Annotated in this window: 33 protein-coding genes; 26 read left to right on the forward strand and 7 right to left on the reverse strand. The window is 36.7% G+C overall.

Annotated elements, in window-relative coordinates:
* Window positions 1–50 precede the first annotated feature (50 nt).
* From IGI38_RS03315 to ffh, 3 genes are all read left to right on the forward strand, one after another.
* The gene (locus tag IGI38_RS03315; protein WP_438726652.1) at window positions 51–512 is read left to right on the forward strand and encodes a DUF523 domain-containing protein; all 462 of its coding nucleotides are present in this window, start codon (window positions 51–53) and stop codon (window positions 510–512) included.
* Window positions 512–850 carry a putative DNA-binding protein gene (locus tag IGI38_RS03320; protein ID WP_438726655.1) on the forward strand — a complete coding sequence of 113 codons (339 nt, stop codon included), beginning with the start codon at window positions 512–514 and terminating at the stop codon, window positions 848–850. Before IGI38_RS03315 ends, IGI38_RS03320 begins: the two co-directional genes overlap by 1 nt.
* Window positions 851–975: 125 nt before the next feature.
* Window positions 976–2,391 (forward strand): signal recognition particle protein, encoded by a 1,416-nt coding sequence (gene ffh, locus IGI38_RS03325; protein WP_438726658.1) that lies wholly within the window; start codon window positions 976–978, stop codon window positions 2,389–2,391.
* Window positions 2,392–2,457: 66 nt separating this feature from the next.
* Here the strand turns inward: ffh and IGI38_RS03330 are convergent, their stop codons facing one another.
* From IGI38_RS03330 to IGI38_RS03345, 4 genes are read right to left on the reverse strand one after another with little or no spacing between them, the layout of a single operon-like run.
* On the reverse strand, window positions 2,458–3,063 hold the full coding sequence (locus IGI38_RS03330; protein ID WP_438726661.1) for a VanZ family protein: 606 nt from the start codon (window positions 3,061–3,063) through the stop codon (window positions 2,458–2,460).
* 4 nt (window positions 3,064–3,067) lie between these two features.
* Window positions 3,068–4,282, reverse strand: a complete 1,215-nt coding sequence (locus tag IGI38_RS03335; RefSeq protein WP_438726664.1) for an ABC transporter permease — start codon at window positions 4,280–4,282, stop codon at window positions 3,068–3,070.
* Complete coding sequence (locus IGI38_RS03340; RefSeq protein ID WP_438726667.1) at window positions 4,279–5,163, reverse strand: ATP-binding cassette domain-containing protein; 885 nt, start codon at window positions 5,161–5,163, stop codon at window positions 4,279–4,281. The genes IGI38_RS03335 and IGI38_RS03340 overlap by 4 nt, the downstream gene beginning before the upstream one ends.
* Window positions 5,160–5,546, reverse strand: coding sequence for a GntR family transcriptional regulator (locus IGI38_RS03345; protein ID WP_438726670.1), 387 nt, complete (start codon window positions 5,544–5,546; stop codon window positions 5,160–5,162). The genes IGI38_RS03340 and IGI38_RS03345 overlap by 4 nt, the downstream gene beginning before the upstream one ends.
* Window positions 5,547–5,687: 141 nt before the next feature.
* Here IGI38_RS03345 and IGI38_RS03350 point away from each other — a divergent pair, with 141 nt between their 5' ends.
* Together IGI38_RS03350 and IGI38_RS03355 are read left to right on the forward strand one after the other, a co-directional pair.
* On the forward strand, window positions 5,688–6,248 hold the full coding sequence (locus tag IGI38_RS03350) for a DNA-3-methyladenine glycosylase I (protein ID WP_438726672.1): 561 nt from the start codon (window positions 5,688–5,690) through the stop codon (window positions 6,246–6,248).
* A gap of 83 nt (window positions 6,249–6,331) precedes the next feature.
* Complete coding sequence (locus IGI38_RS03355) at window positions 6,332–6,844, forward strand: dihydrofolate reductase family protein (protein ID WP_438726675.1); 513 nt, start codon at window positions 6,332–6,334, stop codon at window positions 6,842–6,844.
* A 24-nt stretch (window positions 6,845–6,868) separates the two neighbouring features.
* Here the strand turns inward: IGI38_RS03355 and IGI38_RS03360 are convergent, their stop codons facing one another.
* Window positions 6,869–7,516, reverse strand: coding sequence for a GNAT family N-acetyltransferase (locus IGI38_RS03360; RefSeq protein ID WP_438726678.1), 648 nt, complete (start codon window positions 7,514–7,516; stop codon window positions 6,869–6,871).
* 123 nt (window positions 7,517–7,639) lie between these two features.
* Complete coding sequence (locus IGI38_RS03365; RefSeq protein WP_438726680.1) at window positions 7,640–8,194, reverse strand: NADPH-dependent FMN reductase; 555 nt, start codon at window positions 8,192–8,194, stop codon at window positions 7,640–7,642.
* A gap of 191 nt (window positions 8,195–8,385) precedes the next feature.
* On the opposite strand from IGI38_RS03365, the gene rpsP reads away from it, so the two are divergent.
* From rpsP to IGI38_RS03450, 17 genes are all read left to right on the forward strand, one after another.
* Complete coding sequence (rpsP, locus tag IGI38_RS03370; RefSeq protein ID WP_010740297.1) at window positions 8,386–8,661, forward strand: 30S ribosomal protein S16; 276 nt, start codon at window positions 8,386–8,388, stop codon at window positions 8,659–8,661.
* A gap of 11 nt (window positions 8,662–8,672) precedes the next feature.
* Complete coding sequence (locus IGI38_RS03375; RefSeq protein ID WP_010746101.1) at window positions 8,673–8,918, forward strand: KH domain-containing protein; 246 nt, start codon at window positions 8,673–8,675, stop codon at window positions 8,916–8,918.
* Window positions 8,919–8,996: 78 nt separating this feature from the next.
* On the forward strand, window positions 8,997–9,815 hold the full coding sequence (locus IGI38_RS03380) for a membrane lipoprotein lipid attachment site-containing protein (protein ID WP_438726683.1): 819 nt from the start codon (window positions 8,997–8,999) through the stop codon (window positions 9,813–9,815).
* 23 nt (window positions 9,816–9,838) lie between these two features.
* The gene (gene rimM, locus IGI38_RS03385; RefSeq protein ID WP_438726687.1) at window positions 9,839–10,363 is read left to right on the forward strand and encodes a ribosome maturation factor RimM; all 525 of its coding nucleotides are present in this window, start codon (window positions 9,839–9,841) and stop codon (window positions 10,361–10,363) included.
* The gene (gene trmD / locus IGI38_RS03390; RefSeq protein ID WP_438726690.1) at window positions 10,350–11,090 is read left to right on the forward strand and encodes a tRNA (guanosine(37)-N1)-methyltransferase TrmD; all 741 of its coding nucleotides are present in this window, start codon (window positions 10,350–10,352) and stop codon (window positions 11,088–11,090) included. The genes rimM and trmD overlap by 14 nt, the downstream gene beginning before the upstream one ends.
* Window positions 11,091–11,216: 126 nt before the next feature.
* Window positions 11,217–11,828 (forward strand): helix-turn-helix domain-containing protein, encoded by a 612-nt coding sequence (locus IGI38_RS03395; RefSeq protein WP_438726693.1) that lies wholly within the window; start codon window positions 11,217–11,219, stop codon window positions 11,826–11,828.
* Between the two features lie 141 nt (window positions 11,829–11,969).
* Window positions 11,970–12,317, forward strand: a complete 348-nt coding sequence (gene rplS, locus IGI38_RS03400) for a 50S ribosomal protein L19 (protein WP_010740291.1) — start codon at window positions 11,970–11,972, stop codon at window positions 12,315–12,317.
* A 338-nt stretch (window positions 12,318–12,655) separates the two neighbouring features.
* Complete coding sequence (locus tag IGI38_RS03405) at window positions 12,656–13,297, forward strand: hypothetical protein (RefSeq protein ID WP_438726697.1); 642 nt, start codon at window positions 12,656–12,658, stop codon at window positions 13,295–13,297.
* 100 nt (window positions 13,298–13,397) lie between these two features.
* On the forward strand, window positions 13,398–14,162 hold the full coding sequence (locus IGI38_RS03410) for a hypothetical protein (protein WP_438726700.1): 765 nt from the start codon (window positions 13,398–13,400) through the stop codon (window positions 14,160–14,162).
* Between the two features lie 30 nt (window positions 14,163–14,192).
* Window positions 14,193–15,377 carry an ImmA/IrrE family metallo-endopeptidase gene (locus tag IGI38_RS03415; protein WP_438726703.1) on the forward strand — a complete coding sequence of 395 codons (1,185 nt, stop codon included), beginning with the start codon at window positions 14,193–14,195 and terminating at the stop codon, window positions 15,375–15,377.
* 113 nt (window positions 15,378–15,490) lie between these two features.
* A complete protein-coding gene (locus tag IGI38_RS03420) occupies window positions 15,491–16,510 on the forward strand; it encodes a hypothetical protein (protein WP_438726706.1) in 1,020 nt (339 codons plus the stop codon).
* A 22-nt stretch (window positions 16,511–16,532) separates the two neighbouring features.
* Complete coding sequence (locus IGI38_RS03425) at window positions 16,533–17,075, forward strand: ADP-ribosyltransferase (RefSeq protein WP_438726709.1); 543 nt, start codon at window positions 16,533–16,535, stop codon at window positions 17,073–17,075.
* Between the two features lie 237 nt (window positions 17,076–17,312).
* A complete protein-coding gene (locus IGI38_RS03430; protein WP_438726712.1) occupies window positions 17,313–19,931 on the forward strand; it encodes a SpaA isopeptide-forming pilin-related protein in 2,619 nt (872 codons plus the stop codon).
* Between the two features lie 34 nt (window positions 19,932–19,965).
* Window positions 19,966–20,286, forward strand: a complete 321-nt coding sequence (locus IGI38_RS03435; protein WP_438726716.1) for a hypothetical protein — start codon at window positions 19,966–19,968, stop codon at window positions 20,284–20,286.
* A gap of 11 nt (window positions 20,287–20,297) precedes the next feature.
* Window positions 20,298–20,699 carry a DUF961 family protein gene (locus tag IGI38_RS03440; protein WP_438726719.1) on the forward strand — a complete coding sequence of 134 codons (402 nt, stop codon included), beginning with the start codon at window positions 20,298–20,300 and terminating at the stop codon, window positions 20,697–20,699.
* 19 nt (window positions 20,700–20,718) lie between these two features.
* Window positions 20,719–22,146 carry an FtsK/SpoIIIE domain-containing protein gene (locus IGI38_RS03445; protein WP_438726722.1) on the forward strand — a complete coding sequence of 476 codons (1,428 nt, stop codon included), beginning with the start codon at window positions 20,719–20,721 and terminating at the stop codon, window positions 22,144–22,146.
* A 275-nt stretch (window positions 22,147–22,421) separates the two neighbouring features.
* Window positions 22,422–22,685, forward strand: a complete 264-nt coding sequence (locus IGI38_RS03450; RefSeq protein ID WP_438726725.1) for a helix-turn-helix transcriptional regulator — start codon at window positions 22,422–22,424, stop codon at window positions 22,683–22,685.
* On the opposite strand, the gene IGI38_RS03455 is transcribed toward IGI38_RS03450, so the two are convergent.
* Window positions 22,677–23,624 (reverse strand): IS30 family transposase, encoded by a 948-nt coding sequence (locus IGI38_RS03455; RefSeq protein WP_438725454.1) that lies wholly within the window; start codon window positions 23,622–23,624, stop codon window positions 22,677–22,679. The two genes, IGI38_RS03450 and IGI38_RS03455, sit on opposite strands and share 9 nt — an antisense overlap.
* A gap of 100 nt (window positions 23,625–23,724) precedes the next feature.
* On the opposite strand from IGI38_RS03455, the gene IGI38_RS03460 reads away from it, so the two are divergent.
* From IGI38_RS03460 to IGI38_RS03475, 4 genes are read left to right on the forward strand one after another with little or no spacing between them, the layout of a single operon-like run.
* Window positions 23,725–24,789, forward strand: a complete 1,065-nt coding sequence (locus tag IGI38_RS03460; RefSeq protein WP_438730276.1) for a replication initiation factor domain-containing protein — start codon at window positions 23,725–23,727, stop codon at window positions 24,787–24,789.
* Window positions 24,790–24,837: 48 nt separating this feature from the next.
* Window positions 24,838–25,323 (forward strand): antirestriction protein ArdA, encoded by a 486-nt coding sequence (locus tag IGI38_RS03465; RefSeq protein WP_438726728.1) that lies wholly within the window; start codon window positions 24,838–24,840, stop codon window positions 25,321–25,323.
* Complete coding sequence (locus IGI38_RS03470) at window positions 25,323–25,715, forward strand: hypothetical protein (protein ID WP_438730278.1); 393 nt, start codon at window positions 25,323–25,325, stop codon at window positions 25,713–25,715. The genes IGI38_RS03465 and IGI38_RS03470 overlap by 1 nt, the downstream gene beginning before the upstream one ends.
* A complete protein-coding gene (locus IGI38_RS03475) occupies window positions 25,712–26,737 on the forward strand; it encodes a conjugal transfer protein (RefSeq protein ID WP_438726731.1) in 1,026 nt (341 codons plus the stop codon). Before IGI38_RS03470 ends, IGI38_RS03475 begins: the two co-directional genes overlap by 4 nt.
* Window position 26,738 lies beyond the last annotated feature (1 nt).

Here is a 26,738-nt window from a genome sequence, read left to right on the forward strand (position 1 = left end):
GAAGGCAGTTTTGTCACCTATTTTCTATTAATTTGATGGGAGAAATAACGATGCTGGGAATTAGTGCTTGTTTAGGCGGCATAGCTTGTCGTTATGACGGCGGATCAAATGAAATCACAGAGTTGAAACATTTAGTTGATATGGGGCAAGCAATCATGATTTGTCCAGAAGTTTTAGGCGGCCTTCCGACACCTCGTTATCCCGCAGAGATACAAAGCGGCGATGGCTTTGATGTATGGAGAGGACAAGCGCGGGTTCTGGACAATAGAGGAAATGACCTAACAGAAGCTTTTAAACAAGGTGCGATCAAGGCTTATGAAGAATTACGGAAAATGCAGGTTACAGGTTTGGTCCTAAAAGAAAGAAGCCCATCTTGCGGCAGCGGCCGGGTCTATGATGGCAGTTTCTCGGGCACGCGAATCAAAGGTGTAGGTGTAGCAACAGCGTATTTTATCCAAAAGGGATTAACCGTTTATTCTGAAGAAAATTGGCAAGAAATGAGGATAACGTAATGGAGATCGAAAAAACGAATCGCATGAATGCGTTGTTTGAATTCTATGCGACGCTATTAACTGAAAAGCAAATGAACTATATGGAGTTGTATTATGCGGATGATTTTTCTTTAGGAGAAATCGCCGAGGAATATCAGGTGAGTCGACAAGCAGTTTATGATAATATCAAAAGAACTGAAAAAATCTTAGAAGACTACGAGCGCAAATTACATTTGTTCTCCGACTATATTGTTAGAGAAGAACAGCTGGATAAATTAGCGCTGTATGTAACAGAACATTATCCCAAAGATGAATTTTTGGCTGAAACAATTACTAGCATACAAGACATCGATGAGTAGATAGGGTATCAGTTTTATTTTACAGGTTGTTCTTTTATGCAGTCTATAGAACCAGATGATGAAATGACTAAAAAGATTTTTCTTAGGAGAAACTTTTACCTCGATAGGAGAAAGGAAAATAAGCAATGGCATTTGAAAGTTTGACACAGCGTCTACAAGATGCGATGGGGAAATTACGTAGAAAAGGAAAAGTTACCGAATCAGATATCACTGAAATGATGCGAGAAATTCGTCTCGCTTTATTAGAAGCCGATGTCAATTTACAAGTCGTGAAGCAATTTACCAAAGAAGTACGTACGCGTGCTCTAGGTACGGAAGTTATGGAAAGCTTGACGCCGGCACAACAGATCGTAAAAATCGTTGATGAAGAATTAACGAAGACATTAGGATCAGAAGCTGTGGGTATCGAAAAATCACCAAAAATTCCGACCGTGATTATGATGGCTGGTCTGCAAGGGGCTGGTAAAACGACTTTTGCCGGAAAACTTGCTAACCAATTGATCAAAAATGAGAAAGCTCGTCCGTTAATGATCGCAGGCGATATTTACCGTCCAGCGGCTATTGACCAATTAAAAGTTTTAGGACAACAACTAAATGTTCCGGTCTTTGATATGGGGACAGAGGTTAGTCCAGTTGAGATTGTGCGTCAAGGGATGGAGCAAGCGCGCGAAAATAAAAATGACTATGTCTTGATCGATACAGCCGGTCGTTTGCATATTGATGAAGCTTTGATGGACGAATTGAAACAGATCAAAGAAATTGCACAGCCAAATGAGATTCTGTTAGTTGTTGATGCCATGACTGGTCAAGATGCGGTCAATGTAGCCCAAAGCTTTAATGAACAGTTGGGAATTACTGGTGTCGTTATTACTAAATTAGATGGCGATACACGTGGTGGTGCGGCGCTATCGATTCGTGCCGTGACTGGCGCACCAATTAAATTCATTGGTTCAGGTGAAAAGCTAACGGATCTAGAAGTCTTCCACCCAGATCGGATGTCTAGTCGAATCTTGGGCATGGGGGATATGCTGACCCTGATTGAAAAAGCGCAGCAAGATTATGACGAGAAAAAAGCAGAAGAACTTGCCCGCAAAATGAAGGAAAACAGTTTTGATTTCAATGACTTTATCGAGCAGTTGGATCAAGTAATGGGGATGGGACCAATCGAGGACCTTTTGAAAATGATCCCTGGAATGAGCCAAATGCCTGGTATTGAGAATGTCAAAGTTGATCCAAAGGATGTTGAGCGTAAAAAAGCGATGGTTTACTCGATGACACCAGCAGAACGGGAAAATCCCGATTTGTTGAATCCAAGCCGCCGTCGCCGTATTGCTGCCGGATCAGGAAACTCTGTGGTAGAGGTCAATCGCATGATCAAGCAGTTCAAGGAATCACGCAAAATGATGCAGCAAATGAGCAAAGGCAGTATGCCTGCGGGAATGGATCAAATGTTTGGCAATGGAATCAAAGGTAAGATGGGTAAGATGGCTATGAATCGTATGGTCAAGAAAAATAAGAAGAAGAAAAAGAAACGCAAATAGAAAAATGACGTCTGTCTCAAATAATGAGGCGGCGTCATTTTTTTGCTTTTTAGAAATAAGGGGTGACTATAGGAAGAATCGCCAATGGTAAAGAAAGAATACACTGGCAAGACTTAAAAATAGGTATATTTGCGGTTCTCGTTTAGAAAATGCATGGATTTCTCTAGGGACCTTATTGATAATTTTTTGACTAAACGTCCAAATGAGAAAACCAATGAGAGCGCCGAGTGTATTCATAAGTAGATCATCTACATCTGTTGCACGTCGGTTAAAAAGTTGGAGAATCTCGATCATTAATGAAAATTCGAAGCCTAACAATACGGTAACTTCTATTTTACGACATTGTTTCCAGATTAATGGCAATAAAAATCCTAATGGCGTGAACATGATGATATTAAGAATATTTAACATGCCGACACCTGATTGAAAAGGAATAAAATTGATTTCACCAGGCCGAATTAATTCTGGATAACTGAAAATATCTTCAAGGGTTCCAACGCCAGTAACATTTATGACCAAGTAGAGATAGAATAAAAAGATCCAGCGCCAAACCATGGATGAAATAAAAATCGTTTTATCTTTTCTTTTTAATGTGAAATATTGATAGATTAGACAAGGAAAAAAGACACAAGCGATAAGATAGAGCGGGAATAAAATATCTAAAGAATTCAAACTATCACCTCACTCTTTGATTTAATCGATTAAATCTGTTTGAAAGAACCGTAGTAATTTCTCGGAAGAAGACGATGAACAGACAACCACCTCCGACGATTAACAAGATAACAATAGTTGAAAAGATTGGCCCGCTGATCGGCTCACTTATATGATCGTAAATTCTTTTTTGCAAGAAGTATGACCAAGGATCAAAGAAATTAATCGTAAGGATAAATGAGGTGAAAAGAGTCATAATTCCCCAAATCGGCCAGCGTGATTTTTTGTTCAATAAATAGGCGTTATCCTCTTCTAATGAAAGGGTTTGATAATTCTTGTAGGCCCAAAAAATAAGCAGCGAACCTAGCAATAGGAAGAGAATGTTCAGCCACCAGAAACCGCCCATTTTTCCAACCGAATAAACAAACAACGTCTCAGGAAATTGTTTGTGCAGGATATTCTGTGCTGTGTAGATCAGATTTCCTAAGTGATAGATAGTAGATGGAACAGAAAGTGTCAGCCACCAATAAACCGCCCAAGTCAAAGGTCCAAAAACGCTATTTCCAACCAGGGCACCGATAAAGGCGCTGCTGCAAAACATTACGAACAACAGACAAAAGTTACTCACAACGGAAGTAAACAGCTGTCCTAAAGTAGCATTCATATAAGGAGCAGGAATCAGCGAATGAATCAGTAAAGCATAAAGTGATTGTCCAATTAAAATTGAAAGCAGAAATGGCAACGCAACATATAAGAGCTTCTTCTTAAATAGTTCTTCTCGCGAAAAGCTTAACGAAAACAGAAAGCGATTAAAGCCTGTCTTTTGATCGATAAAGAAGAGTAGAAATCCTGCAAAGGGAACAATGAATAATAAGATAGATCCTAAAAGGAAGCGACCGAAACTTGCACTATAAGGGATCTTGTCTGAATAGTTTTCCGCCTTCATCATAGTTTTGTAGGCAGGGGTTGAGTTATACAAGGAGAAAGAACTATAAAAAAGCAAGGTTGTATCACGATACTCCTCGTACGATTTATAGGGAACGTTATCCATTTTTTCTTCATCATAATAAGTATAGCTGTCAGGATCTGCCTCGAATTGGGCTTTGACTTCGGGATTATTGTAGAAATTTTTCCATTGGTTGTTTTGAGTGATTGCTGTGAAGGTGCAGATGGCGATCACTAACAAACATGCAGCAATCAAAACTTTCTTATACCGTTCTAAAATAATTGAACGAATCATTTCAGTATCCCCTTTCTATGTTGCTTTAAATTTGCTTCGAAAAGGTCTTCCAAGGATAGGGGAAGTTCTTCATAAACAAGCGGTTCAAATTCTTTGATTGCTGTTTCAAGTTCCTCTGAGAAGTCCTCAAAGACTACGGTGACAACTCTGCCTTGGAAATCCAGCATTTTAGAATAATCTTTTACGACAGCAGGAACTTTTTTTGTTTTGAACACAAGTTGAAGTTTTTTCGCGTTTTCACGCATATCTTCTAAACAATAATCCTTAATAATCGATTGGTCTTTTAAGAGTAAAACGCGCTCTACTAAATTTTCCAATTCTGATAAGTTATGCGAGGCGATTAAAGCAGTTCTTGAACGAACACCCAGATGGTCCATTAATAGCCCGATAACTTCTTTTTTTACGATGACATCTAATCCGTCAAAAGGTTCATCAAATAGTAAATATTGGGCATTTGAACAGATGGCTAAAATGATCTGAAATAAAGCTTGCTGACCTTTTGAGAGTTGACGATAGTTTTGATTTAATACAAATTCATATTGTTCAATGAAATCTAGAAACAACGATTGATCAAATTTCGGATAGGCTAATTGATAAAACCTGGCGATTTTTTGAATAGTATAAGTCCGTAAAAAGTTTTCTTTTTCATCAATAAAAAAAATATCTTGTTTAACAGCAGGATGTTCGAATACCGATTTTTCGTCAATTAGAATATCGCCGCTGTCAGGCAAAAAGTGACCGGCAAGTATTCTTAGTAATGTTGTTTTCCCCGAACCGTTTCGACCGACAAGTCCAACGATTTCATTATCAGATAAGGCAAGCTCAATATCTTTTAGGATAGAGCGTTGATCAATTGTTTTCACTAATTTTTTGACAATCAAGATGACTGACCCCCTAATTTTTTTTCTGCCTCTTGTATCCATTGCAGCAATTCTTCTTGCGTGACCTGCAAATGTCGTGCTTCAATGACTAATTCGTTTAACGTATTTTTAAGTTCCTGAACACGAATTTCATCTCTCGGTATTTCTTCAATCGCGCGAACAAAGGTACCCTTGCCTTTAACGGTGACTAAAACTTTTTCTGTTTCAAGTACTTTATAAGCCTTGCTTATTGTGTTTGGGTTCATCAATAGCTGCTTGGCCATCTCTCTGACTGAGGGAATTTTATCTCCTGGCTGCAAAATACCCTGTAAAATATCCTCTTTGATGCTTAATACTAATTGTTCATAGTAAGCTCGACTGCTGTTTTTATCGATCCGAACCATGTCATCACCACCCTATTAAGTTGTTCGCGTGTACTAGTATACATAGTACACTTGATTTAGGCAATGACTTTTTTTCGTTTTCTGCTATACTGAAGGGGAGCGTATGTTCGTTTATTGAAACTGAGATTAGGAGTGATAAAGATGTATCGTTGTCAATGGTCAGGAAATAATGAGAATATGCAAGTCTATCATGATACAGTGTGGGGCGTTCCGGAATATGATGATCAACGCCTTTTTAGAAAACTAGTTTTAGATATGAATCAAGCAGGATTGAGCTGGCAAACTATTTTGAATAAGATGGATAACTTTGATCAGGCGTATGAAGAGTTTGAGATTGAAAAGGTTGCCAGGTTTGATGAAGCAAAAGTAGAAGAATTGATGCAGAATGCGGGAATTATTCGCAATCGTCGAAAAATCGAGGCTGCGATCATCAATGCACAGAAGATCTTAGATATGCAGGCGGAAGGCTTAAGTTTTTCTGATTACTTATGGGGTTATACGAATCATGAGGTGTTAGATAATCAAATTAACTCTGCCTCAGAAGTGCCGGCAAAAACAGAGTTGTCGGATAACATTGCCAAAGACTTAAAGAAACGCGGGTTTAAATTCGTAGGCAGTACGACGATCTATGCCTTTTTACAAGCTGTTGGAATCGTTAACGATCACGAAGTAGCGTGCTTTCGTTATGAAGAATTGAACTAGTGCTCACTTTTATTCTGAGCAATAATCTTGAAGCGTTTTTCTTAATTGATAGAATTGAGTAACTAGCATAAAGAGGTGATTCAATGGCAAGAGCAGTATTTTATGGAGCGATTAGTTTAGATGGCTATTTGGCTGACAAAGAGGACCGGTTAGAATGGCTGTACAATCAAGAGGGGGGCGAGCTTGTTCCCTACGATACATTCTATCAATCGATTGATTACACGATGATGGGACGGCGAACCTACGAGGTTGTGAAGCGAGATGCAGCATTAGACCCCATTTATCCAGAAAAGAAGAATTTTTTATTTAGTCATTCTGATAGTAAAGTAAATGACAACATACAGGTTGTTCATGGAGATCCAGTCGAATTTATCAGAAATCTGCCTGCGGATAAAACTATTTGGGTGGTTGGCGGGGGCGCGCTATTGCAGCCAGTGATCGAAGCAGGGATAATCGAAGAATGGTGGATACAAATCGTACCTGTTTTATTAGGAGAGGGCGTTCCTTTATTTTTACCTCAAACCAATCAACAAAAACTACAATTATTGGAAACAGAGCAATTCGGCCAGTTTGCACAAATCCATTTAAAAAAATAAAAAAGCCAGATTTCTGGCTTTTTTTTAGTACTCATTATCGTCTATCTCACTAGCTGCAGCTTCAAATTTTGCTTGGCAAGGTAAAACGGTTTTTTCTTTATCTGGAAAAGTTTGGTCAAAGAGTTCTAAACCGTCAGGATCGGGATACAACCCAGGCGAAAAAATGATTTGACCATGGATATTATCCAGCGCGCCCTCCTTCAAAGGCAACGCCATAATTCCAGTATAGAATTTTCCATCGGGCATAGAAATACCATATTTCTTTGTACCAACAAATCCGTAGGGATGATAGTGATAAGGAAAGCCTCCAAGTACAATCGCGTCATAGCCTAAACGTTTTGCTTCAGCGATGGAGTGCTCGATCAACAGTCTGCCGTAGCCCTGACGGTGGTGTTCTGGAGCGATACTCACAGGTCCAAAGGAAATTACAGGGTACTCAGCGCCATTTTCAGCTGCTATTTTTGCTTTGCTATAGAAAATGCTGCCGATAATTTCCCCGTTAAGTTCGATGACAAAAGTCAGCTCTGGTAAAAAGTCAGAATGACTGCGAAGCGTGTGGGCAAGGTAGTGTTCTTCGGCTCCAGGAGTATATAAATTCCAAAAAGCATCACGCGTGATCTGTTCAACGATCCGATAATCATTTTCTTCTTCAAGTCTAATGTTAACAGTCAAATAAGTTCCTCCAATCTTTTATTTCAGTTAAGTATAGCATAGGAAAAGTTCAGCTGATGAAACCAAAAAAGCAATAGATATAATCCATAATGGGACTATATCTATTGCGGGTTATTGTTTCGTCTATTTTGTTAGCTTGTTAAAGAATTCAATGTATTTATCAGTAATCAACTTGAAGAAATCAACTGTGCCGTCAGCGATATGACCGTCGTTGTCAACTAAGTTCATAATGCCGCCGATGTAAGCTTCAGGTTGTTGTAAAGTTGGAACATCGAGAAATACCAATGATTGGCGTAAAGCGTGATTTGCACCAAATCCGCCAGGGCCGCCAGGAGATACAGTCACTACTAAACCAGGTTTGCCGCCCCAAACACTGTTGCCCATTGGACGAGAACCAACATCTAGAGCATTTTTCAATGCGGCTGGAACAGAACGATTATATTCAGGTGTTACGAAGAATAAGCCGTCGACTTCACTGACCTCTTTACGGAAACGGGACCAAGTTTCAGGGACAGAACCCTCAACATCTAGGTCTTCATTATAGAATGGAAGGTCTCCAATTTCGATAAATTTTGCTTCGAATCCATCAGGCAATAATTCTGCAAATTGTTTTGCAACTATTTTGTTGTAAGAATCTTTGCGTAAACTACCTACTAAAATACCAATTTTTTTTGTCATAATGACTCCTCCTAATCTGAAATAACATTACGTTTGTTATCCGATGTATTAATCTTACAAAAAATAAGTAAAAGGTGCAAAAGATATGCTTATAAAGAAAATTCAGCCTGTAAAGAAAAAACTCTTTACAGCTAACTAAAAGCGTGTTAGACTACATCTTGTGATTAATTATATGGAGGTGTAGTTATACAATGGCAGTTAAAATTCGCTTGAAACGTATGGGTTCTAAAAAGAAACCTTTCTACCGTATCGTTGTTGCTGATTCTCGTTCTCCTCGTGATGGACGTTTTATCGAAACTGTGGGTACTTACAATCCTTTGAAGAACCCTGCAGAAGTCGTATTAAAAGAAGAAGATGTTTTAAACTGGTTACAAAAAGGTGCACAACCTTCTGATACAGTTCGTAACATCCTTTCTAAAGAAGGCATCATGCAAAAACACCACGACGCTAAATTCGCTAAGAAATAAGGTGATCAAATATGCAAGATTTAACTAACCTTGTGTTGACCATTGTACACCCTTTGGTGACAAAACCTGAAGAAGTGAAATTAGAGATCGAAGAGTCTAAAGATTTCTTGGAGTATAACTTAACTGTTGCACCCGAAGATATCGGCAGAATTATTGGAAAACAAGGCCGAGTTGCAAAAGCGATCCGTACGATCGTGTATAGTGTTCGGACTAATGGACCGAAGAAAGTTCGTCTTAACATCGTGGATGGTAAATAAAGTAAAGCACTCGAGTCGGTTTGATTCGAGTGTTTTTTCGTTAGAAATACGTTAAACTATGGATGGAGGTGTTCCATCATGAAAAAATATTTGTTGTTGTTTAGTGCATTGTTTGTTTTGGCTGCCTGCAATTCAGGAAATAATGATTCAAAAGATAGCACCACGAAATCGACCGCAGCTGCGACAGAGAAAACCAGCTCGAAAAAAAGTACAACTAGTAGTTCAAGTAAAAATTCGTCAGATACAAAAGCGCAAACCAGTTCAACGAAAACTGATTCATCCCACGGCGATCATGCGATGTCGGCGATGGACGAACTGCAAGCCAACTATCCAAATGACAAGTTTCCTGATCCTGCTACTGTCAGTGAAGGAAAACAAATCGGTATCACCGCTTCTGAAGAGCAAGGGACATTGAAGGTTAATTACTATATCGTTAATGAAGAGACGCCTTTCAATGATCCAATCTTAAATGATCAAACACCAGTCGCTCAATTTCAACGCAAGACTTTTGATTCGAAAGAAATTGCACAAAATGAAGTTGGACAAACCTATGATCCAAATGGTCAACAGGTTGATCTAGGTCATAAGATTACTGGATATCGCAATGCAGGTGCCGGTTCCAGCTTTATTATGTGGAAGGAAGGCAATTGGAGTTTAGCTGTACAGGCTAATAATCTGGAACAAGAAGATCCGGTTCCATTGGCAAAACAGACGGTTGAATATCTGGAGGGGGCATTTTTACCAGCTCCTCACGATGCGGGACAAATTTCATTACGTGTAGCTTCAGGCGATTTTCAATCAAATAGCGTGGTTTGGCAAGACAATCAAACCGTTTATACAATTCTGAACAGCGATTCGATGAATAGCTTGAAGATGGCTGTCTCAATGGCAAAATAGACAAAACAGAAAGAGGAAAATACGTGACCAATTATTATAAAGTCGGAAAAATCGTTAATACGCACGGACTTCGCGGAGAAGTTCGTGTGATTTCTACTACTGATTTTACGGAAGAACGTTATCAAGTTGGAGAAAAGCTTTTCTTATTCCGCGATAAACAGGATGTTCTTTCTTTGACGATTGCAAGTTACCGCAGACATAAAAACTTTGATTTGCTGAGTTTTGAAGGCTATGAAAATATCAATCTGGTTGAACCTTTTCGCGATGGCATTTTAAAGATTTCTGAGAAGCAGCTTGGGGAACTTGACGAGCATGAATACTATTATCATGAGATTATCGGCCTAACGGTTGTTGATGAAGAGGACAAGGAAATCGGCAAGATTACTGAGATTTTATCTCCGGGGGCCAATGATGTTTGGGTAGTGAAACGCAAAGGGCAAAAAGATGCGTTGATTCCATACATTAAATCTGTAGTGAAGGACATTGATTTGACCGAAGGCATCGTTCACGCGGAAATTCCGGAAGGGTTGTTGGATGATGCGAATTGATGTATTGACGATTTTTCCTAAAATGATTGAGGGCCCATTAGGTGAGTCAATCATCGGAAAAGCCGTTGAGAAGAATCTATTGGAGATCAATGTTCATGATTTCCGCCAGTATTCGGATAACAAACACAAACAAGTAGACGATTATCCATATGGCGGCGGTGCAGGCATGCTGTTAAAGGTCCAACCGATTTATGATAATCTAAAAGCAATCGAAGCAGAAACTGGTCTTCAGAATAAGCGTGTGATTCTGCTTGATCCAGCGGGGAAACCCTTCAATCAAAAAATGGCGGAGACGTTTTCTCAAGAAGAGCAGTTAGTATTTATTTGCGGACATTACGAAGGCTACGACGAGCGAATTCGCTCATTAGTGACCGATGAGGTATCCTTGGGTGATTATGTATTGACTGGCGGCGAGCTCGGCGCGATGGTCATGATTGACGCGACTGTACGGTTATTGCCGGATGTTCTGGGGAATCAAACTTCGGCCCAAACAGATTCTCATTCCACTGGATTATTAGAACACCCGCAGTATACACGACCCGCAGAATTTGAGGGAATGGGTGTTCCAGAAGTTTTGATGAACGGAAATCACCGTTTGATTGAAGAATGGCAATTGAAGGAATCATTACGTCGTACGTATTTACGCCGACCGGATATGTTAGAAAAATTAGATTTGACTCCAGAGATGGAAAAATTTTTAACAGAAATTAAGCAAGAAGAAGAATAACTTATTGAGAGTCCTTGATTAGCAAGGGCTCTCTTTTTATAGCTAAATTCGGCTAAAATTAGACTTGCTACGATACGTAACAGCTTTGCTGAAAAAAGTTTATTATCATACGGGGTGAATAATTGTATGATTGAAGTAGAAATAACTATGGAGGAGAGGCAGATGCAATGTGGAGAAAAAATTCAGAGAATGAGATCCGAACAAAATTTAACGCAAAAAGATTTGGCTGAAAAATTGACTGTATCCAGACAAGCGATTGCTAAGTGGGAGACGAATCGTGGTATTCCAGATATTGAAAATTTGAAAAGACTCGCACAGCTTTTCAATATAAGTATCGATTATTTAGTCAACGAAGAAGAAGTGATCGAAAATCATATACTCAAAGTACCGATTGATCCTTCGAAATATACAATGCCAAAGGGAAATGCTTTATTAGAGGATCAAATCATTTTAGAAAAATTTCCAAATGCGGTAGCGATTCGTGAGTTATATCGTAAAAGAAAGATGAGTTCTAAGGAGAAAGTCGTGGATTTTCTGCTGCTTCCAGGAATCCATGAAGTTGAGGATCATTGGCGTGATCCTAGTAAGTATTATTTAATCAAAGAAAAGGGAGTCCATTATTTGGTCAATGTTACTAAAATGGAGCTTCTTATTCGTCGAATGTCTATCGATACGAGTGGTAAGTTCTTTGATTTTGCCGAGGATCAATTCATCAAGACACGCCGAAAATTAAAATAAGGGTTATCTGACAAGAATTTTATCTTTACAGATAGATAATCCTCTGTTAGAATGTTTAGGTGAGTGTAAAACTCATCTATTATACGATATTCCGCTGGGACAGCCGTCCTAAGAATGTTTGGAATAAGGAGAATGATAAAAATGAATCCATTGATTCAAGAACTAACTCAAGAACAATTACGTACTGACATCCCAGCATTCCGCCCTGGGGACACTGTTCGCGTTCACGCGAAAGTTGTCGAAGGAACTCGCGAACGTATCCAGTTATTCGAAGGCGTTGTAATCAAGCGTCGTGGAGCTGGTATCAGCGAAACATACACTGTACGTAAAATCTCTAATGGTGTTGGTGTGGAACGTACTTACCCACTACACACACCGCGTGTTGCTAAAATCGAAGTTGTTCGTTACGGTAAAGTGCGTCGTGCAAAACTTTACTACTTGCGTGCATTACACGGAAAAGCAGCTCGTATCAAAGAAATCAGAAGATAAGAAGACTGAAGCTGTCTTTCAATTTTCTAAATGTGAAAAGTCCTTGTATATCAAGGGCTTTTTCTATTGCTCTTTTTTATTCCTTAGGTAAAAATTAGGAATTTTGTCTGTCATTGTCCTAGATTGTCCCGTTTTGACTACCAATATCGTCAAAATATGGTAGTCACTCCAAATTCTTTGACGACTAAATCAATCCGATTTTACCAAAACGAATATTCGAATTTGGCGAGCTTGAGGTTGACTTGCTAAAATCTATAGCCGTTACCAATACACCAATTGCGATTGCTAAAAAGACTGATAGAACACGTCTCTACAATAAAATTGAGAGGTAGACGTAGATGATTTCTAAAGACGCAAGAGTAGTTTGGAAGGAGAAAAGTGATCTCTTTCTATTAACTCATATTCAACAATTTATAGGCGAAAACAATATTCACTCAGTTCGACAATATCAACAAAAATTGAAAGAATTTCCAAAGACAGCACCCAGCATCTGGTTTATTACTAAAAGATTTGGCTCTTGGGATAAGTTGCTAATCCAGCTAGGACAAGGAAAACCCGAGCGATACTGTTGGTCAAAAATGTCGAATGAAGAGTTATATACGATAGTAAGAGAGTATGTAAATCAGGAAGAAATTTACTCTCAGAAAAGGTATGAGCGAGAATCTGCCAATAATCCAAATGTTCCATCCTTATATACACTAAAGAAAAGATTTGAGAATCTAAAACCATTATTCAAAAAAGAGAAACAAGGTATTTCTGATACAGCACTTCTCGTGGAATTACATGCTGAGATTGTGCGTTTAGGATTAGAAGATAGTTTGTCTATGACTGAGTTTAGAAAGAGAACGACTTCTGAAAAATTACCCTCTGTCGATACTCTGATGAGAAGGACTGGAAAAAGCTGGGAAGAATTGATGGTCGAAATTGGATTTGACTATAGGAAAATCAAAGTGGAGAAGTTAATTAAAAATTTTAAGTGAATGAGTTTTATTGATCACTTTAAAAAAAAGTGGAAAATAATGTTTTTTCTTTAAAAATAGTGTATACTTGATTTGTTAAATTGAAGAAGGGAGATTGAGTATGTCAGAGTTGGAGTTAGATAAAGAGATTAGTAAAATCATTGTAGATGGTACGCTTAAAGGCTATTTACAATATTTAGAAGAAAGAAAAGAGAAGAAGGAAACCATGAATGTTAGTGGTGCCTATGCTTGGACTAAAGGAAATCATATAGATGATCAGGTTTCCAAATTAGGAGAAGAGAAAGGAGTTTCTTTCAAGATTGATAAAGCAGGTTATACTTGGGAATATTTACAATTCAGTGTTAGTGAAAATTCTGAAGAATATATGGTTATTGTAAAAAATTCTAGAAGAGTAAAAAAAACATTTGAAGATCAGAAGAAGAAAAAAGCTAATGATGATAATTATTTAGTAGAGTTAGCAGAATATAACTCACACTTATTTGAGGGGAAACAAAGAAATTATAAAGAACAGCCAGAGCAGATTCAATTGGAATTAAGTGATCCCCATGAAGTAAAGGCGGTTATAGATGGAACTTCTTTGAAAGTTAATCAGAAATACTCTCGCTTCTATATTGTTACTTATGAAATTGATGATGAAACGAAAATCATTACTTCAATTAGACTTACCATGCCAAATCGTGAAACAATGAATTTAGAATTGATTGAAGATTTAAGCTATCTAATTGGAGAAAGTGAATTTGAAATTACAGCTGATGATGTTGAGCCAATACTAAGTGAAAGTGCTTCTGATCAAACGATCTTTTCTGGCGACTCAGATTCATTCGGATATGCTATACCAGAAGAGGAAAAAGAGGCTAAGAGATAAATTTTTATATAAGTCAGGATGTGATTTAAAATGTTTTTCGGAGAGAAATTACAAAGTCTTAGGGAATTAAATGGTCTCTCCAGAAAGGAATTTGCTGATAAAATTGGGGTTACTGAACAAGCGGTTTGGCAATATGAGAACCAATATACTGTGCCAAAGTTTGAAGTAGTTAACGAGGTTAAGAAAATGTTTTCTGTAAGATCTCAATTTTTCTATACCCAACCATTTGTAAAGCAAGTTTCTAAAATAGAAAGTATTGCCTATAGAGCTGAAGATAGAGATTCAAGAAAGAAAGCGAAAATGGAGACAGCGTTTATCGATTTTTCAAGTTATTTCTTAGATAAGTTTGAAGAAAAACTAATTCCACCACTTAACACAATTTCTGTATTAAGAGAAGAAGTAATAAAGTTGTCTAACGCGAATAGTGATTTTTGCACTGATTCTTTTACTCTAGAGCAGATTGCTGAGTATGCTAGACAGAAATTGGATATACATGAAAATAAAGAACTTCTGTATAAGCTTGAAATGTCGGGTGTTTATATTCTAGAAAAGAATATGGGAGCATCTATTGATGCTTATAGCACATGGACAGAAAATGGGAAACCGTTTATTGTTTTGGGAAATAAGAAGAAATCTGCTGTACGTAGAAATTTTGATCTAGCACACGAGTTGGGTCATTTATTATTGCACTACAAAATTGACATGGATTCTTTATCTAAAGATGAACATAAAAAGATAGAAAAAGAAGCTAACGATTTTGCTTCATTTTTCTTGTTACCAAAAGAACAGTTTTTAGAAGACTTTTCAATGATCTCCAAAAAATCAAATCCAAAATCTTATTTAGATTTGAAATCAAAATACATGGTTTCTATTGGTGCTTTAGAGTATAGAGCTTATAAATTAGGTTTACTAACATTTGAAGAGAATCGTTATTTTTATGCTTCTTTGAATAGATACGGATATAGAAAAGAAGAACCATTAGATGAAGATATTCCGATTGTTCGTCCTGGGAAGATAAGGGCTCTTCTTGATATGGTCTTTAAAAATAAAATGTACGCATTATCGGATATATTGGATAAGTACAAAATTGATCGTGATTTTTTAGAGTCATTGTTCTGTTTAGAAAGAAATTTTCTTAGCAAATACGATAATGATATTGAAAGAGAATATTACTCAAATGACAAAATTGTATCTCTATTCCCAAATCTAGGCTAAATCTGAAAGTAAGACCTATAGTATGAAAAATTACTTAGGTCTTTTATATTAGACCGAATAAATTTTGATGATGCGAAGATAATTCATTTAATTTTAAATAAGGAGGAGATTTAGTGGCAGAATCAGCTATTTCTGAAATGTTGCCTAAGAAATTTGTATCTAGGCAGCAATTATTACTTTATTACAATGATCTAATAGTAGATATTTTGAAAAAGGCAGATGAGCTTAATTTATCTACAACAACTTTTTCATGGGAAAAAGAGGAAGCACATCCTGAAGAGAATGATGATCTTATTGATTGGTTATTGGAAAATGGGTTTGAAGAAAAGGCTTATTCTGCTTTAAAACCACATATATTTTTCAGTCTGTTAAAAGATTTTATACTGTATATGCATGAATCATTTGATTGCATAGAAAGAGGAAAAGTAACTGTTGCGTATACTTTATGCAGAAAGTCCCTAAAAGATACTCTCTTTTATATTTGTTGGTTACTGTCAGACGAAAAAGATATCATAAGCCGCCTACTTAAAGATGATCCCAAACAATATGATACTTCTGCCTTAAATGAAGCATTTAAGAAAAAGATACTAAAAGAGGCTTGCGAAAAGTCAGAAAATATTTTTGATGCTGAGCTTATTTATAATATAATCTATGACCGTAAGTGTAGTTATGGTCTAGCTGGTGTTTGGGACCAGTCAATACATCTAGTAACGACTAACAAAAACTACGCTACTGAAAAAGGTAATTTAAATTTTGTTTTTAGTGATGAGGAAAATTGGTATGAGTACTGGGAAAAGTATTATGATGCGATTCCATTGGTTATGAAATTTGCTGTCGAAGTAATAATATCTATTTTTGAATCAATTTTGAAATCAGATGAAACGATTGTCATTTTCAATAATTATTTACGTAATATGAAGTTTGTTCAGTCTACAGGAAGTGGAGATCAAACAATTAATAATTTGGTGAAGGAGCTACTTCAAGAATTGAGCTTTATCTGTGATAATTGCTCTTCAGAATACACACTAGTAGATACTGTGGCTAATGAAATAATTAACGACTATTTGTATACTTGTCCTAATTGCCATCATCTAGAGAGAGTTGGTCAGTATTTCTATTCTGAGAGTGAATAAAAAAGGTATTGGAGGTTATTTTTTGGTTAATAGTTTACCAACTACAGACAATCATTTTAAACTACTTGCGTTGAAAGATTATTGCTTTACTCAATTTCGAGATATAAATTTGATTCTTAGAGAGGATATTACAGAGAAAAAACACTTTGATAAAATATATCAAGAAATATATGGTGAGGGGACAACAACAGAATCAATGTATAATAGTTTTCTCCGGAATATTGATTTGATAGATGAATTGTTCTTAGAGTTAAGGAATAATTTTCAACTCAAAACTTATCGAAAGTTTTCAAAAGAAAAAATTCCTAATTTACGAATTGGTGATACTTATATTGATAAGGGTTTCGTATCAACTAGTGTACAGAAAGATAGTTTATCTGAGGTATTGCATAGCGATGTTTTATCGTATGATTCTGTTGCAAAGATCATAGTTCCCCCAAATACAGCCTGTGTATATATAGGTAGTACATTCGGAAGAAAAGAATCTGAGTTATTGTTGAATCGAGGATTATGTTTCAAATTATTATCTATAGATGAAAATGTTTTTACATTCAAAATCATCTGATCTTTGGGCACTTTTTTCGAAATAATTTCTTTTAGAGTAGTAAACGAAGTGAAAAAAGTTTTTTTGAGCTAAATTTTTATATACTATTTTTCAAAATCAAACATTTGATTTTAATATGACCTTTAGCGTGAAGATGCTAGAGGTCTTTTTATTTTGAATGGAGGTGAGTTGCAATTATTAAAAAAAGATGGACTAATATTAGCAAAATGAATTCAAACTAAAGTAGGAGGAAAACAAATGAATGAGAAGAAACGTCGAGCAATCACGCTGTTGAGTGTATTAACAGTGATGATTGCTTTTTTTATTGCCCCAATTATGGCTTTGGCTGCTACAATCAATTACACAAAAGTGGCTAACTATGTCTCTACCTGGCATATCAAATCTATGGGTGGGCTTCATTGGACAGATGATGGAGTCTATATGATCAAGGCGAATAACGAACCTGCTTTTTGTATTGAACATGGTGTGATGCTAAATGGAGGCTCTGATTTTACACCCTCTGAGATGACTTCCGCTGAAAGAGAGCGATTATCTTTGATTGCCTACTATGGTTATCAGGTGAACCCTTCAGTAGAAAATTACGGAATTACTCAAAGTATTATTTGGGAAGAATACGGAGATGAACTTCTATACACGCAACTACCAAACTATGCGAACCGTAAAAAAGAGATACTAGATCAGGTAAGTAGACATCATACAAAGCCGAGCTTCCATAACCAAACAATTGAGCTAAAGGTTGGAGAATCGGTTACTTTGACGGACTCTCAGAATGTATTGCCAAATTATGGACATTTATTATCGAATACGGCAAACCTTGAAGTGGAAAAAAATGGAAACACCTTGAAGTTAACTGCTACGAAAGACTCTAAGGAATCAGGAACACTCCAATATGGCATTGTGCCAAAAGATCAAGTTGGGCAAAGTTTTGTCTATAAGAAACCAGGTGAACAAACAGTTGCTACATTTAAATTATCAAATGCAGGGGAAATGAATTTGAACATTAAAGTCAATCTGAATGGTCATGTGAAAATTCAAAAGGTTGACGAAGATACAGGATTACCAATCCCTAATACCAAAATGAAATTGGAATATAACGGCTTAGAAAAAGAAGTAGTCACCGATAAAAACGGACAAGCTCTTTTAGAAGACATCCAAGCTGGAACAAGAGTGAAAATCACTGAGATCATTGCCAGTGATGGTTTTGTAAATAAGGGAGAAAGCAAGGAGGTCGTTGTTGAGCCTAATAAAACGATTGAAGTCATCTTTAACAATAAGGCACAACAAGGGTTACTAAAAATGAAAAAAACGGGTCTGAAAGCAAGTACTGTAACCGTTGAAGAGTCAGATTTTGGTGAGTTATATCAGATCCATTTTGACTTCAATCCTCTAGCCGATGTCGTTTTTGATATTCAAGCTGCTGAAGACATTAAAGTTGGCAGCCATATTCATGCAAAACAAGGCGAAGTAGTCGCAACTGTTAAAACAGATGATCATGGGTCTTTCAGTGACATGCCAAAACTCTATTTAGGTAAATATGAGGCCATTGAGAAAGAGGCGCCAGCAGGCTTTCTATTTGATGGTACGCCAATTCCATTTGAATTTACTTATGGTGGGCAAGAAATTGAACTAGTATCCGAATCGGTCGAAGTGAAAAATGAGTTTCAACGGCTAAATTTGCTCATTCATAAAAATGAGGAGTCCATTTCTGATTGGGAAGGAAATCAACCAATTATCGAAGAAGTACCTGCTGAAGAGAAAACGTTCGGACTATTTACCAATCAAGAGTTTCTATTAGAAGATGAGACGATTATTCCCGCTGATGTACTATTAGCATTGGATTCAGTTTTTGAAGGAAAACAACAATTTAACGATATGCATTTACCAGAGGGTCAATACTATGTTCAAGAACTTGTTTCAGGGGAGCGTCATATCTTAGATAATAAGAAATACGAGTTTGAGTTCCTTGCTACTGATCATGAAACAGAGAAAACAATTCATATCTATTCTTCAGATTCAGATGAAGAAGCTGCTATCTTGAATCAGTTGCATTTCAATCAGTTTGGGTTAAAGAAAGTCAATGAAGAAGCGACTTTGATTCCAAATGAAGGCTATGAGTTTCAGTGGACAGGTAATGGAGCAGGAGCTATTTTTACTTTAGAGACAGCTGAGAACCAAGTGATTCAAACCGTGAAGACTAGTGAAGGTTCCATTGCGCTCTTTGAAAATATTCCTGTAGGAACATTTTACTTGAAGGAAACACAACCATCCTCTGAAAAATATGTATTGTCTACAGAAACATTTACTATTCTCTCTACTAAGGAAGGGATTCAAATTTTTTCTGAAAGTGGAGAATTAGTTGGTTCGTCCATCTCTGAAGATGATGAAAATATTGACATTGAAGATGAGTTGATCGTTTTGTTCGAGGTGGAAAATCATTTGATTAAGGGAACGGCTGAACTGACGAAAAAGGATGCTACGACGGGTGAGCTTTTATCAAATGCAGGTATTCGTATTTTAGATGAGAATCATAAAGTCGTTTATGAAGGAAAAACGAATGAAAGTGGGATTATTCAAGCAAGTAAACTTCCAGCAGGTGAGTATTATTTCCAAGAATTTTTGGCACCTGATGGTTATCAACTAGATACAGAATTAATTGCGTTTGAAATTACGGAAGATGGTGAGGTTGTGAAAAAAGAGATGACAAATGCACAGAATCCAAAAGAGAAAATGAGTTTGCCTCAAACTGGTGAGAAGAATCAGAAGGCTGTAATTTTACTTGGAGGGTTATGCGTCATTGCTTCGGTAGGCTATGTTGTATACCGAAAATTAAAGGAAAAGAAGTATGTAGAAAAGTAATCACAACATTTAATAAGAGAAAGTAGGAAAAGAAATGGCAAATCGAGTAACAAGTATTACCTTGAAGGAAAAGCAGCTAGGAACGATTATTAAAGCAACTGTTAAAGAAGAACGTGAGATTTATGTTGATGGGAAACGTGTTCCTTGTCGTGTATTTATCGCTTCTTCTTCACTGCATCCAGACTTTGAAATCATTGTTCCCAATCTGAGAAATTCGATCCGCTTTGAAGGTAGAAAAACAGTTGAATTGAAAGAAGTCACATTGATCCCAAGCGCAAAGAGAAATAATATCGGGACAGCTAGTCGTTCACTAGAATTGCAAGTTTTAGCAAAACAGCTAGTTGTAGTAGGATAGGAGGAAAAAAGATGAGTTTAAAATTTGAAGATAATTTAGTCAAAGATTTTGATCTGCAACAAACTTTTGGGAAATTAAATTATTTAAGTACCCAAACGATTTATGAAAGTGACAGTGAAGGTGGACGTACGGAGATGGTGCGAGAACAACGAATCACAGTCTATTCTGAAGCCAAAGGAGATCAGATTGATATTACCCTACCAGCAGAAACGTCACTAAAAGAGATTCAATATGATGATGAGATTGAACTGACTGGTGAGGTGACTGCTCTGGCATGGCTATCTTCCTATACTGGTTACAATGATTCTATTCAGTCAGAGCAGGCTTTTAAGATTCGTGCTGAAGGAGTGAAAAAAAGAAAAATTTCTATCCCAAACAAACATGTAAAGGAAAAGCAGCCTCAGCACAATTAATGAATGAGAGGAAATGAATATGAAGAATTTTTTCGGCTATCGTGGTATTCGGATTCGACCTTTTCATTTGAACATTTATCGTGCATATCTTCTTTTGTTATGGTTGCCTTTTGTTATAGCTGCCGGAGGATATAGTTACTTGTTTTTGTATCCTCCGTTGTTTGAAATGAGGCAAGCCAATCATTTCAATTTTCTAGCTCTCTGTTTACCAAGCGGAGGGCTTTTTTTGTTGCTCATGATTCCACTTCTTTTGTTAATGATGATTCGTAGACACTCCTTTTTGAGAGGCGGTTTCTTTTATCGAGTGTATCAACGTCAAATGCTAGCAAGGCTTTTAGAAAGCAACGGACTCTATGAAAAAAAGAAGCGAAAATCGAAAGACCAAACAAGAGAGAAAATCATTTTCCCAAAGGTCTATTATCGAAGTACAAAGGAAATCCTGTATCTTACACTCCCAACTGATGGGATGAAGTGGCATGATCGCTTTCAGAAAATAGCGAAAACGTTTGAAGAAATGTATATCTCTGACTTTATTAGTGAGAAAAAAGAAATGGGTTTTACTACGTATTCATTGATGATTGATGTGATTAGTAAGCGAATTTCGATCGAAGATTGTATTGCAACAGATGGGAAGGTCAAGTTGATGGAAGGAGTTTCTTGGGATTATGCAGAGGTGCCTCATATGTTGGTAACCGGTGGAACAGGAGGCGGAAAGACCTACTTTCTTCTTACGCTGATCCAAGCTCTGGTGAAAGTAGGGACGGTTGATATTTGCGACCCAAAAGAAGCCGATTTGAAGGATCTACAAGATTTAGGACTTTTCAGAAGACATGTGTTTTATGGAACCAAATGGATTACTAAGTGCTTAAAAAATGCAGTAGCAGAAATGAATCAAAGATACGTGTATATGAAAGCTTTACCCACCTATAAAACAGGAAAGAATTTTGCGTATTATGATATACCGCCATATTTTGTCATTGTTGATGAGTGGGCAGCTTTTTACAGTACACTGAACTATAAAGAACAAGATGAAATATTAGGATATGTTAAGGAACTCGTACTAAAAGCACGTCAAGCAGGAGTCTTTCTAATTCTTGCAACACAGCGACCAGATGCAGAGTATTTTGGTGGTGGAATTCGAGATAATATTTTGTTTCGTGTCAGCCTTGGAAAGCTACAAGAGCAGGGTTATTATATGACTTTTGGAAATGATCAAAAAAATAAAGCTTTTGTCAATAAATCTATAAAAGGAAGAGGATATGTGGATGACGGTTCATCTGTACCTCGTGAGTTCTATGCTCCTTTTGTGCCGAAAAAATATGACTTCATTGCTGAGTTAAAGAAAATCCCTTCGATGAAAGTACTGGATACAAAAGAAGTGTATCCAACATTAAATGAGATAGAAGAAGCGTATGAAGAATTTGGTATAGACAACAACAATTCATAGCCACTTCGGGTATGAACAAGGTCTCCTTGTGAAAGCTGGGCGCCTATGCGCCCAGTGGTGGACGAAAAGGAGCTATTGAGGTTTCCTCAACACGACTGAGTGAGACTACGAAAGGCATGCCTTTCGTAGTCGTTACCCCCGATTAATAACATGGGGGTAACTTTTGTACAAAAGAATATAAGATATACATCAAAACCGTTTCATTTAGCTGCTTCCTTTTGATTTTTATGAGGCACACATTTAGGACAGGTTGGGCACAAGTAGGGAGAGATTGTTTGTATACAAATGAAATAAAACGATTACGTCAAAGATTGAAATTGAGTCAACAATATTTTGCGGATTCCTTAGGAATATCTAGGAGCCATTTATCAAAAGTGGAAAATGGAAAGAAAAGAATGAGCTTGGAACTAGTAAGCAATCTAAAGAAAACATTTCATTTGGATGGAGGGATACTTCCAATGGAAGCTAAGATAGACTTTCTGAGGATTCGTTTTAAAATTGACTCACCGGAACAAGTAATCGCTGAATTGTCAAATTAATTGCAACATTTCTTCTTGAAAGACTTCCCAACAATTTTTCCAGTTCAATGTTTTTTTAGGACGCATATTTATCTTGCGTAATGCTTCCTGTTTCTCCGTAGGGGGTACCTTTGAAAAATCAGTTCCCTTAGGGAAGAATTCTCTAAATAAACCATTCCCATTTTCGTTAGATCCGCGTTGCCATGGGGAGTATGGATCACAAAAATACATAGGTACGTCTAAATCTTTCTCAATTTCTTTCCAGCAAGAAAACTCTTTCCCACGGTCGACCGTAAAGCTTAAAAATGCCTTGTGACTCCCTAGGTCTTGCACAAAAGCTTTAATCGCTTGTGCCATTGACTTCGCGGTACGATCCCTCATTGAGATCGCCCAATAAAAGCGTGTTTTCCGTTCAATAAACGTTGCTTCGCAGGCTTTGCTTTCCCCTCTGCTAGAAACAACTGTGTCCAACTCCCAATGTCCAAATTCTTCTCGAGTTGACACAGAAGCTGGGCGTTCATCAATGGTATGCCCTACAGTCATTTTGCCTCGTGCCTCTTCTTGTTTTTCTTGTCTTCTGCCTTTATGTCTCAGACACTGTTTAGACACATTAAGAATACCGGCATAGAGCCAATTGTAAATGGTTTTGAATGAAACTATTTGACGATCATTCGCAATTTGTTCAGGGGACCAGCTGTCTTCAAGATCACATTCAATCTGATAAGCGAATTCAGAAGTCCATTTGGACTTCGCACCACAGGCACTGCGCTTCATTTCCGCATCTAATTGCGCATTGTCGGCATTATAGATCAAATCTTCGGGTACTCGTTTCAACTCACGATCAATCGTTGTTCGGCTAACACCAATTCTGTCCGCTATTTCTTGAATACTCTTGGCATCATAAATCATCGTCTCTATACATTTTCGATTATCTCGTGTAAGCTTTTTGTGTGAACCCATCAAAATCACTCCTAGTAGTTTGTTATCCTAAACTCATTTTACTAGAAATTTTTGATGGGTTCTTTGTTGCGATTAATATTACAATTCAGCAATCACCAAAATATTAAAAATGGAATCAGGTGTATTTGGCTATAAAGATTATGGGTTCAATCACTACACAGAAACCTATTTTTTTAGTGAGATATTTGTCTTCTCCAATCCCAATGATGTGGATATGGGAGTGATGATTGAACTAAGAGGGCAAGGATGTCGTGAATTTGAGTTAATACTAGAGGAACGAAATGAAACCTGGAATGATTTCTTTTGGAGCTTGTATGAAAATGATCTTTTTGGAAATGGCCGAGTAGTTGATACTAAAATCACACGAATTGATTTGGCTCTAGACGAAAAAATATCCGCAATCTATCCAAATTATGATCTCAAAGAATTGAAAAATAAGTGTGAAAGTGGCTTGATTGATACGACTTTTCGAAATTTTGATTATACTGGCGGCTTCACAATAAACAAGGGACAACTCATAAATAAAGGGTTGTCTCTTTATTTTGGTTCTAGACAATCGCACCTTTATTTTAATTTTTATCAGAAAGACTATGAAATAGCTAAGCAAAAGGAAATCTCAGTAGAAATGGCTAGGCAAAAGTATGGGATTAAAAATCGATATGAAGTTCGATTAGCGGATGAAAAAGCCTACCTTTTTGTTGAATATTTGCTTTCTACAGGGGAAACACTTGAATGGGTGACGAAGGAACTGATTGATACTTCACTCAAAGTATATGACTGTGATGAAGATGGTATACGGACAGGATACAGCGAAAACTGGCGGAATGTCATTGAAAGCATGCAAGAGCTTAAGCTTTCTATGAAAGGAGAAAAACCAAGTTATGAAAAATCTTTGCGTTGGTTGTCTAATTATCTTGCGCCAACATTAAAGAAGATTTGGCTAATTGATAAAGCTCTAGGTAAAAATGAATTGATGGATCGGATTGAAAATGCTGTGTTGAAGGATAAGGATGAAAGTGAAATTATCAAAATTACAACAAGTATCAAGGATTTATTGATTCAAGATAATTATGAAAATGGTGTCGAAAACCAGGTGTTATCAAGAAAAATTGAAATTAAGCAAAAGGAAGTAGAGCAATTGTTAGCTCAGTTTCTTTTTGATTAGGGGCTATCTATCCTAGGTAGCTTTTTTATTTTTGAAAGAGGTGAAAAAATGATTGAATTGTATATTGAAAATCCAGTATTGAAGACTGGTCGTTGGTTTGAATTACCTATTCACTTGGAAGAGGTTCAAGAAAGATTAGCTTTGGAGGAAGAACAAGAATATTTTATTACTGACTACATGGCTCCTTTCAAAATTTCAAAATACGAAGATTTTGATTTTATGAACGAATTAGCAGAAAAAATGGAAGAATATAGCGGTCACGATGCTATTAATTATTTGGATGAATTAGTCGAATATGGTTTTTATAACGATTTACTTGAAGCATTTGAACACAAAGATGACATTCATGTGTATACAGACTGTTACTCATATAAGGCGTATGCAGAAAATTATATTGAAGAGTGCGGTTATTTGTCAGGACTCCCAGATATTATTGCTTGGCATATTGATTATGAAGGGATTGGAAGAGATTTAAGTATGGATGGAAATCTCTATCAAGCAGATGATAGTGTCATTATTGAGGTATGTCATTGATGGTTATTGAAAATTCATTGCATAAAGAGTTGAAACCATATGGTTTTATTTATTTGGAAGGAGAAATCCCAGAACAACAGGCTAGGAGATTTTTATATGTTAAAAAAAAGTTGGCACGTAATGATTTAAAGTTTCAGCCAATGAGAGAAGTATGCTTTGAACGGGTGTTGTCAAAATATACGAGTTTATACATTGAAGGCTATGATCGTTATTCAGCAGCTGGAAACTATATTGGTTTTCGCTATGATTTCTACAAAGCCACCTATCTTTTTGATTCAAGTCCTGCCCGATTAAAAGTATATGGAACGGATTTAACTAGACGAGAACTTCTTTACATAGTAAAGGGGTTCTTTTTTTTTGAAAGTAATTCAGCAAAAGGAGTGAATATATGAAGTTTATAAAAGAGAAAAAATTAACTCGACCAGCCAAAATAGAGGAAGAGAAAACGATTCGGATAAAGATAGTCAGAAAACTATTTTTACTTTTGATCATCTTTCTGGTTGTGAGTGGACCAATTGGTTTCATTAAAGCAAGTAAGATGAACGTAGAAATGGCTAAACAGCAAGAATTGCTATCAAAAGAAATTCAGGAGTCATTAGCTATGAATCAAACCCATATGAATATTCCTTCTGAAATATATAAGCATTTTTTGGAACTTTTCATTGAGGTTTATATCAATATACCAACGGAACAAGCAGCTTTTGAAGAACGATTAACAACACTTCAAAAAAACTATTATAACTTTGAAATTGAAGATGAAAAAAATCATGGAGTCGAACAAAAGTTATTATCCAGTTCATTTTATCGGGTTGAAACGATTGCCGGTCGAAGAATCGCTACCTACAAGGTTTCGTATGAAAGTATTTCGCCTGTAACTAAGGAACGTGAAATCAAAACAAAAGAAGGCGACAAAGAGATCACTAAAAAAGAAAAATACACTGATTATGAAACGAATGAAACCACAGTATTTCTCTCGATTCCGTTTAAGGAATACAAAGACGGAACTTTTAAGATCAATCATTATCCGTATCTTTCTAATAAACAGGTATTGACAACAGAAGAAAAAATTGAAAAAAGAGATGAACCAACAAAATATGCTTCTCTTGAAAATACTCAGGATAAAGAAGTGACCAGTTTTATTGAGATGTTTCTTGATAAGTATGTGAGTAGTACAAAAGAAGAAATGGCTTATTTAATGAAAGATTCCGAAGTGCTGGAAGGGGAATATGAAATCAAAACTATCAACACTGAAAATCATTTGGCAGGCAAAAAAATACTTGTGTTTGCGACTTTTGAAGTTATAGATAAAAAAACGAAAGGGGTTCATGTAGAAGAAATGACACTTTCATTGAAGCAACGAGAAGGAACGTATTATGTTGAGCAACTAACACATTTTTTGGGAGGAATTGAATAAA

The sequence above is a fragment of the Enterococcus sp. AZ128 genome, assembly GCF_051714485.1.
GTDB lineage: Bacteria > Bacillota > Bacilli > Lactobacillales > Enterococcaceae > Enterococcus_A.